This is a genomic window from Halobacillus sp. ABR2_026, from assembly GCF_056158545.1.
This window is the reverse complement of record NZ_JBSWTM010000001.1, coordinates 3,635,863-3,651,584: the sequence shown is the minus strand read 5'-3', so window position 1 is coordinate 3,651,584 and position 15,722 is coordinate 3,635,863. Positions and strand designations below refer to the sequence as shown.

Genomic DNA, 15,722 nt, shown 5'->3' with positions numbered 1-15,722 from the left:
ACGTATGTACCTCACTTTTTAGAAGTCTTCTGTTAGCTTGTGTGTGTTTGGCCAGGATATTCTCCGCCCGGGAAAAAGGACTATGGGATTGGAAAGCGAATATAGGGGGGAGAGCTTCGAACAGAGGAGGATACTAATGACATTTATGAATCAAACCGTAATTATCGAGAAACCTGTAGAAGAAGTGTTTCAAATGGCTGCGGATTTCACCAACAGCCCTGAGATCATGGATACTGTCATCGATGTAAAGCTCTTGAGTGAAGGTCCGGTCAGGGAAGGTTACAGGTTTCAGGAGACGCGTGAAATCAGGGGGAGAAAAGCCCGTGCCATCATTGAGGTGACTGATTTCGATCCAAACCGCAAATATTCAGTCCGTAGCCACCAGCACGGACTGGATGTCAGGTACCATTATGAGTTCATTCAGACTTCCGATTGGACAAAGGTTGAATTCCGTGGTGAATTATTTACAGAAGGCTTACGTAATAAATTGATGAAGCCGTTGATCAAAAAAATTATAAAAAAAGAAGACCAGGATCACCTGAAGCATTTAAAGAAGTTTATCGAATCTTCTTCGTAATGGTGATATAATAAGACTAAGCTATGGATCATGTATGAAAGGCCTCTCCATTATCCAACATGGGAAGAGGTCTATTTTTTATTCAGGCTGAATGATGTATGAATATGAACGCTCGTTTCTTAAGAAGAACGTGTGGTCAGAATGGATGATGAACGTTTAGATGAGGGAATATAGAGAGATATAGAAAGGAACGATGAATGATGACAGATATGAATCAGTCATGGGCGGAGGAGTTGTCCTCTTCGACGAAAGACGCATGGAACCAGTCAGGATATGAAAGTTTGACACAAATACAAGAACAGGCCATTCCTTTTATTGTAAATGGAAAAGATGTTGTGGCGGAAGCCCCTACAGGAAGTGGGAAAACGCTCGCTTATGTACTCCCGCTGATTGAGAAAGTCGATCCTGAAAAGAAACACACCCAAGTGTTGATCATGGCCTCGTCTCATGAATTAGTCATGCAGATCCACCAGGAAATCCAAACGTGGACGAAGGGTAGTGGGATCACGAGTATGACTATGATCGGCGGAGCAAATGTTAAAAGACAAATGGATAAGCTGAAGAAAAAGCCCCACGTCGTCGTAGGGACTCCCGGCCGAGTATTTGAGCTGATGCAGAAGAAAAAGTTGAAAGCTCATGAAATCAATGCGGTTGTCATGGACGAAGCCGATCAACTGCTTGTACCGGAGCACATCGGAACGGTGGAAGAAGTATTGCGGAGCACGATGCGTGATACCCAGACACTGTTGTTCTCGGCCACTCTGCCGGATGAAGTGATTGAGGTCGCCCGAACCTTCATGGATGATGATGCAGAAGTCATCAGGGTGAGGGAAGAAGTGAAAAAACCTGATGTCACTCACACATATATCGTCTGTGAAGATCGAGATAAGATAGAAACTTTGAGAAAGCTGGCTCGTATGGACGGCTTCAAAGGCCTTGCATTTCTGCAGGACATCGCCAAACTGAATGTTATGGCTGAAAAGCTTGCTTATAAACATTTGGATATCGGTTTGTTGCATAGTGACGCAAAAAAAGAACAACGTGCCAAAGCGATCAGGGAATTCAGAAAAGGAGAATATCCATTACTATTGGCTACGGATGTGGCAGCAAGAGGCTTGGATATCAAAGAAATCAATTACATTATTAATCTGGATGTTCCTAAAGATATGACCTCCTATATTCACCGTGCAGGCCGGACAGGCCGGATTGGATCGCAGGAAGGAACCGTCGTTTCACTTGTAAACTCTGTGGAAGAGAAACGTCTAAAGAAATTTGCACGTGATCTGGATGTACCTCTTCATCGAGCAAATATTTACAAAGGAAACATTCAAACTTCCTGAAAGTAGACCTTCTCATTTGTCTTTGGCGCGATCCCGTGGAATACTGGAATAGAAGACTTCCAACATGAAGGAAGGAGAGAATTGAGATGATCAAAAAGTTCTTCCTTTTCCTCACTGCCTTGTTTATCATCATTGTCATAGCGACACCAGTTTCTGCTCAGGACCTTTGGAAAGAAGGCCCGCGGGCTTCCTATGAAAAGGTATCGCAGCACGTCCAAGGCATGGTGGAGAATACGAATATAAAACGCGAGTTTGAAAATTTTGCGGTCGATATCCAATCTTTTTTTGAGTTTCTTGAAGGTGTGGAGTGGAAATATCCAGAAGAGTCATCGGATGAGCAGGAAACCGCTGAGGTTTCTGAAAAAGATGTTTCGGAAGGATCCCTTTCAGATTATGAGTTAGAAGCATTTGAAAAGGAAGTTGTCACTCTGGTCAATGAAGAGCGGAAGAAACAAGACCTGGCCCCTCTGGAGACTCACAATCGTTTAAGTGCTTTAGCAAATGTGAAGTCACAGGATATGGCGGATAAACGTTATTTCAGTCATACTTCCCCGACGTATGGGTCACCCTTTGATATGATGGATGAGTTCGACTTCACCTATCAGGCTGCCGGTGAGAATATCGCCGCTGGGCAGCGGACCCCGGAGGAAGTTGTAGAGGGCTGGATGAACAGTGATGGCCACCGGGCGAATATTCTTCATGAAGATTTCACGCATATCGGCGTGGGGTATATCGAAGGTTCAGGCCCTTATAAACGATATTGGACACAATTATTCATGACACCGCGTTAGTCAAAAAGACGGGTCCCTAATGACAGGGATTCGTCTTTTTGTTTGGCTCTGTTTAATATTTGTTATGGATATACTCATTTTGGAGATATCAACACTAAACTTTAACGGAGTCTAGTTTTTAGTAACTGACTTGAAGTAGCCTTTCACATTTACAGGATCATTTACCCTCTCAGATTCTGCCCATTCCATGATCAAGTAGAACAATTGAGTGATCATAACCAATACGCCCATGAACATAAAAGCAGCTTGGGAAGAAGAAGGACTCAATGATGCCAATACTTCGTGGCTGATCACTAACATGATGAATGTTAACGATAAGTAGATAAAACGGCGGGCACAGCTTTGGCGGCGAATAAAAGAACCTTGCAGTAAGAAAGGAGGCCAGTAGATTAACGATCCAATGCCTGAAAGAATCATGGGAAACAATGGAGGAATTATGGAGCGGGACAACAATGCATGGCTTCCCAATATAGTAATCAGGAAGAAGGAACTGCAAAAAATGGGAGCCATGGTCCATTTGGTGAACCAACGGATAAGTCTTCATTAAAAACTCAACTCCTGAATGGCTTTCGGTTCATTTACCCTTCCCGTCTTTAAACAAACCTATGTAGATAGGCATATAAGTGAATGCGGAAGATTTTGACCTTAAAATTTATAGGTTTATACTGAATAATTAAGAAAAGTGTAAAAACTCTGTTTGGAAACAGGTAAATATAGGGAAAAAGTGGTATAATTTTCGAGATGAAACCAATGAATTATAGTTCTCTTCACCTAATGAAGAACAAGAAAGTAGTGCATAAATATGGAAGATACGAATTATACCTTCATGAACCATCCAGGAATTTTTCAAAATTTATTCGACCATTCTAGTGATGCCGTAGCTGTTATACAGAAGGAAAAAGGAAGTTTCCTATTTACTTATACCAACCCGATGATGGAGGAAATGTACGGTGATTTAATAGGGTGTAATCTTGACCACCTTTATTGTGAACAGCAATTACACCACATTGTGACAACTATAAAAAAATCGGATCGTGAGTCAGAAACTTGGGTGGAAAGTGATGATCTTTCCCTTAGTCCATTCCAAATCCGCTATGCTATCCAAAGTTTAAACCAGGACAAGCTCTATCTTCTTTACATAAAAATGGGGTCCGAACAAACAATGGAACTTCTCAAAAAGAAAGAACAGCAGCGCGTTGAGAGTGAAAAAAGGTATCAATATTTGGTGGAGACATCCCCAGATGCCATTTTTTTGCACGATGAAGAAGATAAGATTATTTATGTGAACCAGGCAGGCGTTCGAATGCTGGGTGCTGAGAGTGCTGCAGAGTTGCTGGGGTTGGATATTGCCTTATTTCTTCACAATGAATCGTATGAAGATGTACGAAAGAGACTGGCTACGCTGTTGTCTGGGGGAGTAGTAAAGGGTCCTATTGAACGTCAGCTCAAAAGGGTGGATGGGACCATCATTGATGTGGAACTCCATGGTGGTCTTGTAGAATATAATCAAACCAAAGCTGTTCAAACGATCGGCCGCAATATTACGGAACGGAGAAAGCAGCAGGACCATTTGGAGGATCTGGCTTATCGCGATCAGTTGACAAAAGTTCCGAATCGACGGTATTTCTTTGAGAAGTTAGAAAATGAACTGAAGCGCGTGAAGCAGGAAGAGTCAATTTTTTCTCTGTTGTTTTTTGATTTGGACAATTTCAAACAAATCAATGACCGCTATGGCCATCAAATTGGAGATGAGCTTCTTGTTATTTTCACGAAACGACTGAACCAAGGGTTGAGAAAAACTGATACCCTCTCTCGTCTTGGTGGCGATGAATTTGTCATTCTCTTAACTGATTTAGCAGATGTCGACCACCCCCGTCAGGTGGCAGACAGGATGCTCCATCGCGTCCTTCAACCCATTTTTCTGCAAGGGTATGAAATAGAAATCAGTGTTTCCATCGGCATTTCCATTTATCCAGAACATGGGCTGAATCAGGGAGAACTCCTCACCAAAGCGGATCAAGCGCTTTACAGGGCAAAGGAAAATGGTAGAAGTTGTGTAACCGTTTATACCAATAAATGAGTAGGAAGGAGAAAAAACTTGGAAATCACAGACATACACAATCTCGATGCGATGGCATTGAGGGAAAAACTGGTTCGGAAAGAATTGAATATTCATGAGGTCATAAACCATTATAAAACGATCATGGCACGGATGAATCCCGAATTGAAGGCTGTCGTCCATTATATAGATGAACCCATCCGGGAAGAAGGATTTTTCCGTGGTCTTCCTTTTCTCATTAAAGACCTTAATGCTGTGCAAGGCCAGCCGTTATCTTATGGTTCTAAGGTTATGGAAGGATTTGAAGCGGCTTGGGATGATGAAATCGTCAAGCGTTTCAGAAAAGGAGGGCTGACGTTTATAGGAAAAAGCAATACCCCTGAATTCGGATTTACACCGGCGACAGAATCTGTTCATCTCGGTTTTACGAAGAACCCTTGGAATAAGAAATATTCACCTGGAGGCTCAAGCGGGGGTGCAGCCGCCGCCGTAGCAGCCGGAATGGTCCCTTTTGCACATGCCAGTGACGGGGGAGGTTCGATCAGAATTCCGGTGTCCAACTGCGGATTGTTCGGGTTGAAACCGACAAGAGGAAGGACGCCCTTCTCGATGCACCTAAACAGTCTGGCTGTTAGTCACGGAATTACGAAATCAGTGCGGGATAGTGCAGCTCTTCTTGATGTATTAGAAGGTCCTCAAAAAGGGGATCTCTTTGCCACACCTTTACAAGAGAAACCTTATGCAGGAATCAACCATGAGAACCTGGGATCGTTGAGGATCGCCTATATGGCTGATTTCGGAGAGTCGATGCCGATCCAGGACGATGTGCAGGCGGCGATTCAAGAAACGGCTCAGCTATGTGAATCACTGGGGCATGAGGTAGAAATCGCTTATCCCGATTTTGACCTCCATCGATTCATGGAAGCATTCGTGACCGTTTGGGTGGTCGGAGGAGCATTGGCTGTCAAGGGCGCCTCGCGTATGAATGGAAGGGAGCCCTCTGATGACAACTTGGAGAAAATGCTCTCCACTCTCATAAAGAAAGCGGAAGGATACACAGCTATGGAGTATGAACAGGCACGGATGTTTTTGGCGACGGAAAGTGTGAAGTACCATGCCTTTTTCGATCAATATGATGTACTTCTGCACCCCGTTAATTCGAAATCTGCGCTGCCTCTCGGTTGTTATAACGGAGAAGAAAAAACCATCGATGAAATTCTGGCTGTATCTGCTCAATATGCCCATCTCTCACCGGTAGCCAATGTAACTGGACAGCCGGCCATGAGCGTCCCTCTATACTGGAATGAAGAGAATGTTCCGATCGGATCCCACTTCACGGGTAGGTTCGGAGACGAACGGACACTGCTGAAGCTTGCTTCTCAACTTGAGGAAGCACGACCATGGTGGCACAAATATAAAGAAATCCTTTAACGGAGAGTCTATAAATAAGCCTGTATCCGTTTGATGAAAGGTAAACGGTCTATTAGGTGTATATCGATTCTGAAAGCTTGAAAAAGGCCTTATGCTACTAATGGGGGATAGTGGAGAAACATCATTGGGAAGTGAGTCATTGGCCTCAGCTACTCCCACTCCATAAACGCCTTGAAATGAAGGCTTTCACACATGCGTGTCCTTCCCTTGGAGTCTCCGTTTTCATTAAACCTTTATAGTGTCTTTATGAAAAAGCTTGTGATTCCCTTGTTATATATTTCCTCTATCTCTTGTAAAATAGGAGATGAGAGGGAGGATATCGATGAAGAAATTATTATGGATCATGATGATATTTATTATAACAGCGGGATGCAGCAATCCTGAGGAAGAAACTGAAGGGGGAGAAGCTGAGTTGGAAGGTCATTGGGAAGGGGCCATTGAAATTCCGAACCAACCTTTGAGTATAATCCTTGATTTTGAATCCAGGGAAAAGTGGACGGGTACGATTACCATCCCTGCACAGAATATTGCGGATTTTGGTCTGACGGAAGTGAAGAAAAGTGAAGGAAGGGTTACTTTCCGTATGCCTCTTCCCGGTCAGAGTGTGGAATTTGATGGAAACCTTGAAGAAGAAGAACTGAGCGGTACCTTTACACAAAATGGACAAAGTTTTCCTTTCTCGGTGGTGAAAGGTGTGAAAGAAAAGAAAGAAGAGGATGAAGGGGAGTTTCTATCGATTGAAACTACGACAGGTAAATTGTATGGCGAGTTGTTGAAGCCGGAAGGAGAAGGTCCTTTCCCTGTCGCCTTGATCATCCCGGGTTCAGGACCGACGGATCGGAATGGAAACTCGCAGGGGAGTGGTGGGAAGAATAACAGTCTCAAACTCCTGGCAGAAGCTCTGGCCGAAAAGGGCATAGCTTCTTTAAGATATGATAAAAGAGGTGCGGGAAAGAATAGTGCAGCGGTAGGTAATCAAAACGACATGCGTTTTGAGGTATTTATCGACGACGCTCAGCAGTGGCTGGAAACGTTGGAAGGCGATGAAAGGTTTACAGATATTGCAGTTATTGGTCACAGTCAAGGATCTCTTGTTGGTATGATGGCTTCAGGTCCGGAAACGACAGAGGCGTTCATTTCCCTTGCTGGAGCCGGCCGGACAATTGATCAGGTATTGGAAGAGCAATTGAGTCAAAGCCTTCCTGACGATTTACACAAAGAAAGTCAAACGATTCTGGAGAGCCTGCGCCAGGGAGAGACGGTTGATGATGTCAGTCAATCGTTGAGAGGAGTATTTGCACCGGATACCCAGCCCTTTATCCTATCATGGATGTCTTATGACCCCGCCCGGCAATTAAAGGAAATAGATGTGCCGGCGTTAATCATCAATGGAACACATGATATTCAAGTCCCCGTATCAGAAGCAGAGCGGTTGAAAGAAGCAAAACCAGAAGCTGATCTTCTGTTGATTGACGGAATGAATCATGTACTGAAAAAAGCCCCGGAAAATCGGGAAGAAAATATAGCGACTTATACGAATCCTGATCTGCCTCTTGCTGAAGGACTGATTGAAGGCATTCTTGAATTTTTGAATCAAAACGGATTTGACCAATGACATAAGAAAGGACTCCCCGACCGGGGAGTCCTTTCTTTATGAGTGGGGGATCAACGTCTCAGCTTTTGAAGAAGACGGAGAATTTCGATGTACAACCAAACGAGAGTGACAATTAAACCGAAGGCTCCGTACCATTCCATATGTTTCGGTGCCCCGCGCTCGACTCCGCGTTCAATGAAATCGAAATCAAGGACCAGATTCAAAGCAGCAATGGCTACAATGAATAAGCTGATTCCGATGCCGATCGGGCCGCTAGAGTGAAGGTAGGGGACGGTCATCCCGAAGAAGTTCAATATAAAGTTCACAAGGTAGACGAGGAAGATGCCAAGGGTCGCAGAAACGACCATGAGCCGGAAGTTTCTCGTCACTTTAATCACTCTCGTCGCGTAAAGCAGCAAGAGCGCCCCCATAACCGCCAGCGTCAAACTGACAGCCTGAATGACGATTCCTGAATAGGAACTCTCTACAAAAGCTGATATCCCGCCTATGAAAAAGCCTTCCAATGCCGCATAAATTGGGGCGGTGATGGGGGCCGCTTTCGGAATGAAGGCGGTAATCAAGGCAAAAATAAGCCCTCCGATGGCACCAATGACCATCATGAGCGTAACATCCACTCCCAGCGAATACTGGTACCACGTATAAGCGGCAGTTCCTAATAAGAACAGAAACAAAAGAGAAACTTTAGCTGTCGTTCCACCTAAAGTCATGGTCTTACCCGTGGATCCGCTTCGGCGGAACGCGTCATCTTTTAAAACAGGGTTGCCGGATCTCATTCAAACACTCCTTCTCGATCTTTCTAATTTTCCTATACCCGTATACACGTATGGGGACACTAGTGGGCATACCACTTGTATAATTTTTTCGGTCGTCCAATGCGTTGGTGGCTGACGACCTGTTTCACTTTCCCTTCTTCGAGTAAATGCATCAAGTAACGGTAAACGGTCGGGTAGGCAAGGCCGATTTCCTTCGAAATGATATCGACAGGATAGGCATCTCGATTTTCCTGAAGGTAGTTCGAAATTGAATGAAGCGTTCCTTTGCTGATCCCCTTCGCTGTAAATACATCTTCATCTTCTTCCTGTTTGTTTTTCATGTTGGCGATTTGTGCATGAAGTTTGATTCTTGATATGAGATCAGGAGCTTTTACAGGTTTCAAAGCAAAATCGGTCGCCCCTTCTTCCAGGAATCGATCAGCGACTTCCTGCCTCTCATCCACTGTGAGGACAAGAAGAGGAACGATCGTATTATGCTTGCGTATTTCCCGGACGGTCTGCAGCCCATCCATCTCCGGCATGTGGTAGTCGACGAGAATCACGTCATAGGATCCATTCAGGAAAAGGTCCACACCCTCGCGTCCGTTCGCTGCTGTATCTGATTCCCATCCTGCGTGTTTACAAAACTCTGTCAGCATGTAACGTAAGGATTCATCATTATCCATGATCAGTATTTTCATCGCGTACTCTCTCCTTCGGTAAATGGATCCAGAATGTTGTTCCTACTCCTTGTTCGCTTACAATAGAAAGTTGCGCCCCATGTTCTTTGACGACGTTCTGAACGAACGTCAGCCCAACACCCGGATGGGACTTCGTACTATAACCAGCATTCCAAATTTTATCGATATTGGCCTGGCTTATGCCGTGACCATTATCTTTGACACCTATCAGAATGCTCGATTGGTCAATTTTGGTTGCGATGGTGACTCTGGCGTCTTTTTTTCCTTCTACAGCGTCACTGGCATTATCAATCAAGTTGACGAGTGCGCGTGTCATTCGAATTTTATTGATATAGATTTCTATGTTTTCATCGGCTTCCAAATCGAATGCATAGATGGTGGCCGAATCAGATAATTTATTGGCGCGAACATATTCGATGAACGTTTTCAATGTACACCAGTTCTTCTTCTCATGATATAAAATTTCAGAGACCATATCACTGGTCGCTTGAATGGAGGAAGAAATTTTATTGGTGTATTGAAGGATTTCCTCATCCTTGGTTTTCATTTGAATCAGACTGTTCAACCCTTCCATCAGAGATAGGGGGGTTTTTAAGTCATGAACGAGATGAAGGGCCTCTCTACCGGATCTGGACTCGACCATATCCAAGCGAGCAATGTCCAAATCCTGTCTCATTTTTGCTTTCTGTTCCGCTACAGTCAAGTAAACAGCAAGAAAGGTGGCATTGACGATGAATACAGCGAAAAAGACGAGGCTGTAAAAACTCAATGTACTGCCGAATCCTAATTCTTCTGCGATCCTTTTCACTTCCATGGAGATCTCTCCGCCGCCAAAACCGAAAGCACTTAGGAATAGGACGGTATCCAGCCATTGAAATCCGAAAAGAAGCTGAGCAAGAATAAAGGCTTTGAAAACAGGGCGTAATTGTCCGTTCCCTAAAAAATGAAGAACAGCGATGGATAACAAAAGGAAAATGGCAGGCCCACCAAAATGATAATGGATAGAGTTGTAGCCATTGATGAATGCATAAACCAATGGAATGATCAGCACTGGGGCAATCACCTTCAGCCATGGACGGTTCAATTTAACTCCGAGTTCGTCTCCGAGCAGGAGGGCTCCGATGTAATGGGGCAGCGCACGGATGGTGTTTAACATGACGAGTCCAAAAGCGGCCATCATTAATTTGGCCCCGGAAGGAGCTGATTGGAGTCTGTCGATGACCTCTGCCAGACCGGATTTTTCAACGCTAAGCCAGAGTGGCATGGTCATTCCGATCAATATGAGAACGATTTTAACCCAAATACTTTTCGACGTAAGCAATTCTGATTTCAATGGAAGTCACCCTAACGACGATATCTTTCTATATATTCTAATATATGAGACTGATATTTTCGATTCTTTTTTCTATTCCCGTGGAAAGAAGAAAGGTTTTCCAATCTTATCTTCTATGGAAATCGAAGCATGCGGTAGTATAATAGACATATAACCGAGGATGAAAGGTGTCCGCAATTATGATTATTATTATCGATAACTATGATTCATTCACATATAATTTATTCCAATATTTCAAACAAATGGATGGCGAGGTGGTTGTAAAACGTAATGATGAATGGGTAATGGAAGAAATGCGTCTTCTACACCCTGACCTCATCGTTATTTCTCCGGGTCCCGGAAGACCTGATGAGTCAGGAATCTCCAGGAAGGTTTTGCAGCACTTCGGAGGAGAGATTCCTATCTTGGGAATCTGCCTTGGGCATCAGTTGATTGTTGAGCACTTCGGAGGCGTCGTTCATAGAGGCGCACGGCCGATGCACGGTAAGGTAACCGCCATGACAAATGACGGCCGCACCCTCTTCCATAAGCTTCCCGGATCCTTCAAAGTCACCCGCTACCATTCTTTAATAGCCGAGCTTTCATCACTCCCGGAAATTCTTGAGGTTACAGCCCTGGCGGAGGATGGTGTCATCATGGGCGTTCGTCACCGGGACATGATGATGGAAGGGATCCAGTTCCATCCAGAGTCCATTATGACGGAATATGGGTTTGATATTTTGAAAAATGTATATGAGCGGGCGGTCCGTTATTCAGAAAAGAAGGTGGTCGGCGTATGACCTCTTCCGTTTACATGCAGTTTGAGTATACAGATCTTATGGGGAAGTCGGCGCCCAAGGTGTTTGAAAATCCGATTGAAGTTCTTTCAACGGATGACCTGCAAGAGGTTAAAGAAATTTTTGATCGTGTGGAAAAAAGACTGAACGAGGGATACTACGTAGCAGGTTACGTGTCGTATGAAGCCGCGCCAGCCTTCGATCAGGCTTTTAGTGTCCACTCTCATCCTGAATGGCCGTTGGTGTGGTTCGGCGTGTTTGATGGATTTCAAACTGAATATCAAAAGGGAATAGGCCCCTTCGAAGTGGGAGGCTGGGAATTGCAAGGCGATTATGCCTCTTACCAAAAAGGAATAGAAGAAGTGAAAGCTGGCATTGGGCGTGGGGATACGTATCAGGTGAACTTCACGACTAGAATGACGACTGCTTTTTCAGGAGACGACTATACCTTCTATCGGAAACTTGTGAAAAACCAACAGGGCCCATACAGTGCTTACCTGAATATGGGAGAGCGCAGGATTTTATCCGCATCACCGGAGCTGTTTTTCCGGATCGATGGAAAACGATTAACCACAAAACCAATGAAAGGGACCGCCGGCAGGGGGCGCTCTTTCGAAGAAGACACTGAACGCTTGAAGCATTTAAGGAGTTCAGCAAAGGAACAGTCTGAAAATCTGATGATCGTTGATTTGTTAAGAAATGACCTGGGGAAAATTGTGTTACCCGGGAGTGTTCATGTGCCAAGTCTTTTTGAAGTGGAAACATACCCTACGGTCCATCAGATGACATCCACAGTTGAAGGGGAACTGCCTCAATCTTATACGATGTTCGAATTGTTTAAGGCCCTGTTTCCATGTGGATCCATTACCGGCGCCCCGAAAGTGAGAACGATGGAGTATATCGAACGGTTGGAAGATACACCACGCGAGGTTTATTGCGGGGCGGTCGGTTATATGACACCGGAGAAAGACGCCGTCTTCAATGTGCCCATACGGACCGTAATGGTCGATCACCAGAACAACAGAGCGACCTATGGTACAGGTGGAGGCATTACATGGGATTCCACTACAAAGGGTGAATATGAAGAATTGAAGACGAAAGCACGTCTTCTTACGGAAGAACGTCCAACATTTCAACTATTGGAAACGATGAAGTTGGAGAATGGATCGATTCCGCTCCTCAAGGGCCATTTGAATAGGGTAGTGGAATCAGCTTCGTATTTTGGCATACCTGTGAAACGAAGAGTCCTGGAGGAGAAATGCTTACAAGCAGCTGCTTCCTGTCCACAAGGCCTTTATAAAGTCCGCATGCTTGTTGATGAAAGCAGTGCCGTGGAGCTTCAAGTCAAGCCCGTTTCTCTTGGCAAGAATCGGGTCACAGGTATAGTGTCAGCAAATCCTTTGGACGAGGGCAATTTCTTTTTATTTCATAAGACGACGTTCAGAGATGTGTATCAACAGCACCAATCAAAGAAGGCACAAGCAACGTTGTTGTGGAATCAAAAAGAAGAATTGACGGAGTTCACTATTGCTAATCTGGTGGTCAAAAGCGATGGGAAGTTCTATACTCCTCCTGTGCATGTTGGGTTGCTCCCAGGCGTTTTTAGAGAAGATTTATTAAGAAGTGGAAGAGTAGAGGAAAAAGTCCTCTTCAAAAAAGATCTTTACTCGTTTGATGAAATATGGATGGTTAATGCTTTAAGAGGTTGGGTAAGGGTGGATCTACTGGACAACCCTTAATGATGGGAAGGGATGTTATTTGATGAACAAACATATCGTTTTTTATGATGCTCAGTGTCCGTTCTGCTTTTATGTGAAGAAAACCTTTCGAACGTTTGATTGGTTTCATCAAATCAAATGGGTAGCTGTTCAGGAGACAACACAGGAGGGGAAGTACCCCTATTTGGATGGCCGGAATACCTTAGATGAAATTCATATGTTGACGAAGGAGGGGGAGGTCAAACAAGGGTTTGAAACGATCCGCAAACTCCTGCTGTCGTTGCCTCTGCTTTCTGTTATCGGCATTCTTCTTTCATTTCCGGGGGCTGGACGTATTGGCTCGCCGTTATACCGCTGGTTTTCGGATCACCGTCATCAATGGTTCGGCCGGTACGACCTACCAAGATATGCTTAAATAAAACAAAGCATTACTGCCCCGACTTGATATTTTTTCACCCCAGGAGGGACTATTTTTGTTTCTTTTTGAAAAGGCTGTATGAGCCGAGGATGATAACGATCATTGCGAAGGCTAGTGACGTCCATTGATCGTTGACGATGCCTTGGTACAGGCCGTGGATTACAAACAATAGACATAGAATCAGAAACAGGAGTAAGGATATTTTATTCATTATTTCCTCCTAGATGTAAACTCTCTTTATCATAACGGACGATTTTCGTTTTATCCAGGTTTCTGTGTTACATTATTATGGGAGAATAAAATAATATAAGGGGTATCCAATATGAAAGATGAAGTCAGGTATATCGGTGAAAAAATCTTAAAAAACACAGATCAGCTTGCGGAGCGGGTAAGGGAGTTAAAGACCGAAGAGTTTGGATCTGCCACCGTTCGTACAGCCAATTGGGAGGAGCTTTTCTCCTATATCGGTGAAGTCATCATTGGAGAAGGACCTTCTTCGATGGCGCAAATCGAGTCCTGGGCTGACCGTGCCGGAGAGCAGAAGGTGGAAGCGGAAGTTGAATTGGATCAATCTCTCCGAACGATGAACTTTGTCCGCCGTGCCATCTGGGGGATTTTCTCTGATGAACTATCCAATGATGCTTTTTCTTCTCAAACGGTTGTTCATGTTTGTAAGACGACGAATGAAGTGTTGGATGAAATCACTAAGCATTTCAGTCAAACTTATTCCAGAAACATCCGCAATGAATGGGAGAAGAAAGAAATGCGAATGGCTGAACTATCGGTTCCTGTTGTTCCGATAACAAAAGGGGTCGCTGTTCTTCCTTTGATTGGAGAAGTGGATACTAATCGTGCTCAGTTGATCATGGAAACCTCTTTGAATAAAAGTTCAGAGTACGAATTGGACTATATTTTTATCGATGTTTCCGGTGTTCCGGTCATTGATACATTGATTGCAAATTATATTTATCAAGTGATTCACGCGCTGGAACTTGTTGGGGTTCATGCGACACTCACTGGATTGCGCCCCGAGACGGCAAAATCGCTCGTTGATATGGGAGTGGATTTCACTCAGGTACATACGAAGGCAGGCCTTCATCAAGCCTTGGAAGAGATCGGCGTTTACATTCATCATAGCGATTGATCGAAAAAAGGACGGAGAGTATAAAACTCTCCGTCCTTTTTTCAGGCAGATGAAGGGTGAAGTTAATGAGAAGGTTCAGCTACTTTGACGAGTTGCTTCCCTAGGTTCGCTCCTTCAAATAATCCGAAGAAAGCATCTGGAATATTTTCAAACCCTTCCGTGATGGTTTCTTCGTACTTCAATTGTCCTTCTTGAAGCCATTGAGCCAATTGACTAAAGCCTTCCTGAAAGCGATCTTGATAGTCTCCAACAGTGAACCCTTTGATGAGGGCGCTTGATTTGATCAAGTGGGTCTGCATACGCGGTCCCTGATCATTTGGGATATTGTAAGATGCGATCGCGCCGCATTGTGCAATGCGGGCAAATTTGTTCAATAGTGGATAGACCGCATCAGAGATTTCACCACCGACGTTATCGAAATAAATGTCTATTCCATTGGCGCAGGCGCTTTCAAGACGTTCGGCAACGTTTTCGGTTTTGTAATTGATGACTTCGTCGACTTTAAGGTCGTTCTTCAAATATGAAAGCTTTTCATCTGAACCGGCTATTCCGACGACGCGGCAACCTGAAATTTTTCCGATTTGAACAACTGTTGAACCCACGGCTCCTGCGGCACCTGATACGACTAAGGTTTCGCCTTCTTTTGGCTGTCCGATATCCATCAGACCAAAATAAGCCGTTAACCCGGGCATGCCGAGAATACCAAGAGATGTCGTTACAGGTCCAAGGCTTGGGTCGATTTTTCTTAAGGTGTCGGCAGGAGCTGTTGCAAACTCTTTCCAAGGAAGCATCCCCGTGACAATGTCACCTTCTTGCAGCCCTTCAGCCTTTGTTTCCACAACTTCACCTACGACTCCGCCTTCCATTGGTTCGTTCAACTGGAAAGGAGCGATATAGGATTTAGCAGCACTCATGCGGCCCCTCATATATGGATCTACAGACACATAAAGCAATTTAACGAGAACCTCGCCCTGAGACGGGTCCTGGCGTTTTGTTTCTACCATTTTGAGATGCTCATGTGTGGGGGCAGATTCCGGACGTTTCACTAATTGGATCTCTTTATTCAT

The 15,722-nt window shown here is 44.4% G+C and carries 16 protein-coding genes; 10 read left to right on the top strand and 6 right to left on the bottom strand.

Translation table 11 applies throughout. The features are described from left to right. Positions 1-136: 136 nt before the first annotated feature. The 3 genes from ACXADE_RS18545 to ACXADE_RS18535 all read left to right on the top strand — a co-directional run bounded on the left by ACXADE_RS18545 (position 137) and on the right by ACXADE_RS18535 (position 2,708). Positions 137-577, top strand: coding sequence for an SRPBCC family protein (locus tag ACXADE_RS18545; RefSeq protein WP_474981898.1), 441 nt, complete (start codon positions 137-139; stop codon positions 575-577). 209 nt (positions 578-786) lie between these two features. Continuing rightward, positions 787-1,917: a DEAD/DEAH box helicase gene (locus tag ACXADE_RS18540; RefSeq protein ID WP_474982271.1), complete on the top strand. Its 1,131-nt coding sequence runs from the start codon at positions 787-789 to the stop codon at positions 1,915-1,917. A gap of 86 nt (positions 1,918-2,003) precedes the next feature. Beyond that, on the top strand, positions 2,004-2,708 hold the full coding sequence (locus tag ACXADE_RS18535) for a CAP domain-containing protein (RefSeq protein ID WP_474981897.1): 705 nt from the start codon (positions 2,004-2,006) through the stop codon (positions 2,706-2,708). 111 nt (positions 2,709-2,819) lie between these two features. On the opposite strand, the gene ACXADE_RS18530 is transcribed toward ACXADE_RS18535, so the two are convergent. Then, on the bottom strand, positions 2,820-3,158 hold the full coding sequence (locus ACXADE_RS18530; RefSeq protein WP_474981896.1) for a hypothetical protein: 339 nt from the start codon (positions 3,156-3,158) through the stop codon (positions 2,820-2,822). A 352-nt stretch (positions 3,159-3,510) separates the two neighbouring features. Between ACXADE_RS18530 and ACXADE_RS18525 the strand changes: the two genes are divergently transcribed. From ACXADE_RS18525 to ACXADE_RS18515, 3 genes are all read left to right on the top strand, one after another. Next, the gene (locus tag ACXADE_RS18525; RefSeq protein WP_474981895.1) at positions 3,511-4,788 is read left to right on the top strand and encodes a diguanylate cyclase domain-containing protein; all 1,278 of its coding nucleotides are present in this window, start codon (positions 3,511-3,513) and stop codon (positions 4,786-4,788) included. An 18-nt stretch (positions 4,789-4,806) separates the two neighbouring features. Continuing rightward, complete coding sequence (locus ACXADE_RS18520; protein WP_474981894.1) at positions 4,807-6,198, top strand: amidase; 1,392 nt, start codon at positions 4,807-4,809, stop codon at positions 6,196-6,198. A gap of 322 nt (positions 6,199-6,520) precedes the next feature. Further along, entirely contained in the window at positions 6,521-7,813 is a 1,293-nt protein-coding gene (locus ACXADE_RS18515; protein WP_474981893.1) for an alpha/beta hydrolase family protein, read from the top strand. A gap of 50 nt (positions 7,814-7,863) precedes the next feature. Here the strand turns inward: ACXADE_RS18515 and ACXADE_RS18510 are convergent, their stop codons facing one another. The 3 genes from ACXADE_RS18510 to ACXADE_RS18500 are packed head-to-tail and all read right to left on the bottom strand — an operon-like array spanning position 7,864 to position 10,599. Next, entirely contained in the window at positions 7,864-8,586 is a 723-nt protein-coding gene (locus ACXADE_RS18510; protein WP_474981892.1) for a Bax inhibitor-1/YccA family protein, read from the bottom strand. A gap of 59 nt (positions 8,587-8,645) precedes the next feature. Then, positions 8,646-9,266 carry a response regulator gene (locus tag ACXADE_RS18505; protein ID WP_474981891.1) on the bottom strand — a complete coding sequence of 207 codons (621 nt, stop codon included), beginning with the start codon at positions 9,264-9,266 and terminating at the stop codon, positions 8,646-8,648. Continuing rightward, positions 9,244-10,599, bottom strand: a complete 1,356-nt coding sequence (locus tag ACXADE_RS18500; RefSeq protein WP_474981890.1) for a sensor histidine kinase — start codon at positions 10,597-10,599, stop codon at positions 9,244-9,246. Before ACXADE_RS18500 ends, ACXADE_RS18505 begins: the two co-directional genes overlap by 23 nt. 179 nt (positions 10,600-10,778) lie before the next feature. Between ACXADE_RS18500 and ACXADE_RS18495 the strand changes: the two genes are divergently transcribed. From ACXADE_RS18495 to ACXADE_RS18485, 3 genes are read left to right on the top strand one after another with little or no spacing between them, the layout of a single operon-like run. Beyond that, complete coding sequence (locus ACXADE_RS18495; protein ID WP_474981889.1) at positions 10,779-11,378, top strand: anthranilate synthase component II; 600 nt, start codon at positions 10,779-10,781, stop codon at positions 11,376-11,378. Beyond that, on the top strand, positions 11,375-13,114 hold the full coding sequence (pabB, locus tag ACXADE_RS18490) for an aminodeoxychorismate synthase component I (protein WP_474981888.1): 1,740 nt from the start codon (positions 11,375-11,377) through the stop codon (positions 13,112-13,114). The genes ACXADE_RS18495 and pabB overlap by 4 nt, the downstream gene beginning before the upstream one ends. 22 nt (positions 13,115-13,136) lie before the next feature. Further along, positions 13,137-13,508 (top strand): thiol-disulfide oxidoreductase DCC family protein, encoded by a 372-nt coding sequence (locus tag ACXADE_RS18485; protein ID WP_474981887.1) that lies wholly within the window; start codon positions 13,137-13,139, stop codon positions 13,506-13,508. A 52-nt stretch (positions 13,509-13,560) separates the two neighbouring features. Here the strand turns inward: ACXADE_RS18485 and ACXADE_RS18480 are convergent, their stop codons facing one another. Next, a complete protein-coding gene (locus ACXADE_RS18480) occupies positions 13,561-13,722 on the bottom strand; it encodes a hypothetical protein (RefSeq protein ID WP_474981886.1) in 162 nt (53 codons plus the stop codon). A gap of 111 nt (positions 13,723-13,833) precedes the next feature. Between ACXADE_RS18480 and ACXADE_RS18475 the strand changes: the two genes are divergently transcribed. Continuing rightward, on the top strand, positions 13,834-14,655 hold the full coding sequence (locus tag ACXADE_RS18475) for an STAS domain-containing protein (RefSeq protein ID WP_474981885.1): 822 nt from the start codon (positions 13,834-13,836) through the stop codon (positions 14,653-14,655). A 62-nt stretch (positions 14,656-14,717) separates the two neighbouring features. Here ACXADE_RS18475 and ACXADE_RS18470 read toward each other — a convergent pair whose 3' ends face one another. Further along, positions 14,718-15,722: an NADP-dependent oxidoreductase gene (locus ACXADE_RS18470; RefSeq protein ID WP_474981884.1), complete on the bottom strand. Its 1,005-nt coding sequence runs from the start codon at positions 15,720-15,722 to the stop codon at positions 14,718-14,720.

What these genes read in the sequence shown, in the direction of transcription:
- ACXADE_RS18545 (WP_474981898.1), top strand. Translation starts at nt 137, where the DNA reads ATGACATTTATGAATCAAACCGTAATTATCGAGAAACCTGTAGAAGAA.
- ACXADE_RS18540 (WP_474982271.1), top strand. Translation starts at nt 787, where the DNA reads ATGAATCAGTCATGGGCGGAGGAGTTGTCCTCTTCGACGAAAGACGCA.
- ACXADE_RS18535 (WP_474981897.1), top strand. Translation starts at nt 2,004, where the DNA reads ATGATCAAAAAGTTCTTCCTTTTCCTCACTGCCTTGTTTATCATCATT.
- ACXADE_RS18525 (WP_474981895.1), top strand. Translation starts at nt 3,511, where the DNA reads ATGGAAGATACGAATTATACCTTCATGAACCATCCAGGAATTTTTCAA.
- ACXADE_RS18515 (WP_474981893.1), top strand. Translation starts at nt 6,521, where the DNA reads ATGAAGAAATTATTATGGATCATGATGATATTTATTATAACAGCGGGA.
- ACXADE_RS18510 (WP_474981892.1), bottom strand. Translation starts at nt 8,586, where the DNA reads ATGAGATCCGGCAACCCTGTTTTAAAAGATGACGCGTTCCGCCGAAGC.
- ACXADE_RS18505 (WP_474981891.1), bottom strand. Translation starts at nt 9,266, where the DNA reads ATGAAAATACTGATCATGGATAATGATGAATCCTTACGTTACATGCTG.
- ACXADE_RS18495 (WP_474981889.1), top strand. Translation starts at nt 10,779, where the DNA reads ATGATTATTATTATCGATAACTATGATTCATTCACATATAATTTATTC.
- pabB (WP_474981888.1), top strand. Translation starts at nt 11,375, where the DNA reads ATGACCTCTTCCGTTTACATGCAGTTTGAGTATACAGATCTTATGGGG.
- ACXADE_RS18485 (WP_474981887.1), top strand. Translation starts at nt 13,137, where the DNA reads ATGAACAAACATATCGTTTTTTATGATGCTCAGTGTCCGTTCTGCTTT.
- ACXADE_RS18480 (WP_474981886.1), bottom strand. Translation starts at nt 13,722, where the DNA reads ATGAATAAAATATCCTTACTCCTGTTTCTGATTCTATGTCTATTGTTT.
- ACXADE_RS18475 (WP_474981885.1), top strand. Translation starts at nt 13,834, where the DNA reads ATGAAAGATGAAGTCAGGTATATCGGTGAAAAAATCTTAAAAAACACA.
- ACXADE_RS18470 (WP_474981884.1), bottom strand. Translation starts at nt 15,722, where the DNA reads ATGAATAAAGAGATCCAATTAGTGAAACGTCCGGAATCTGCCCCCACA.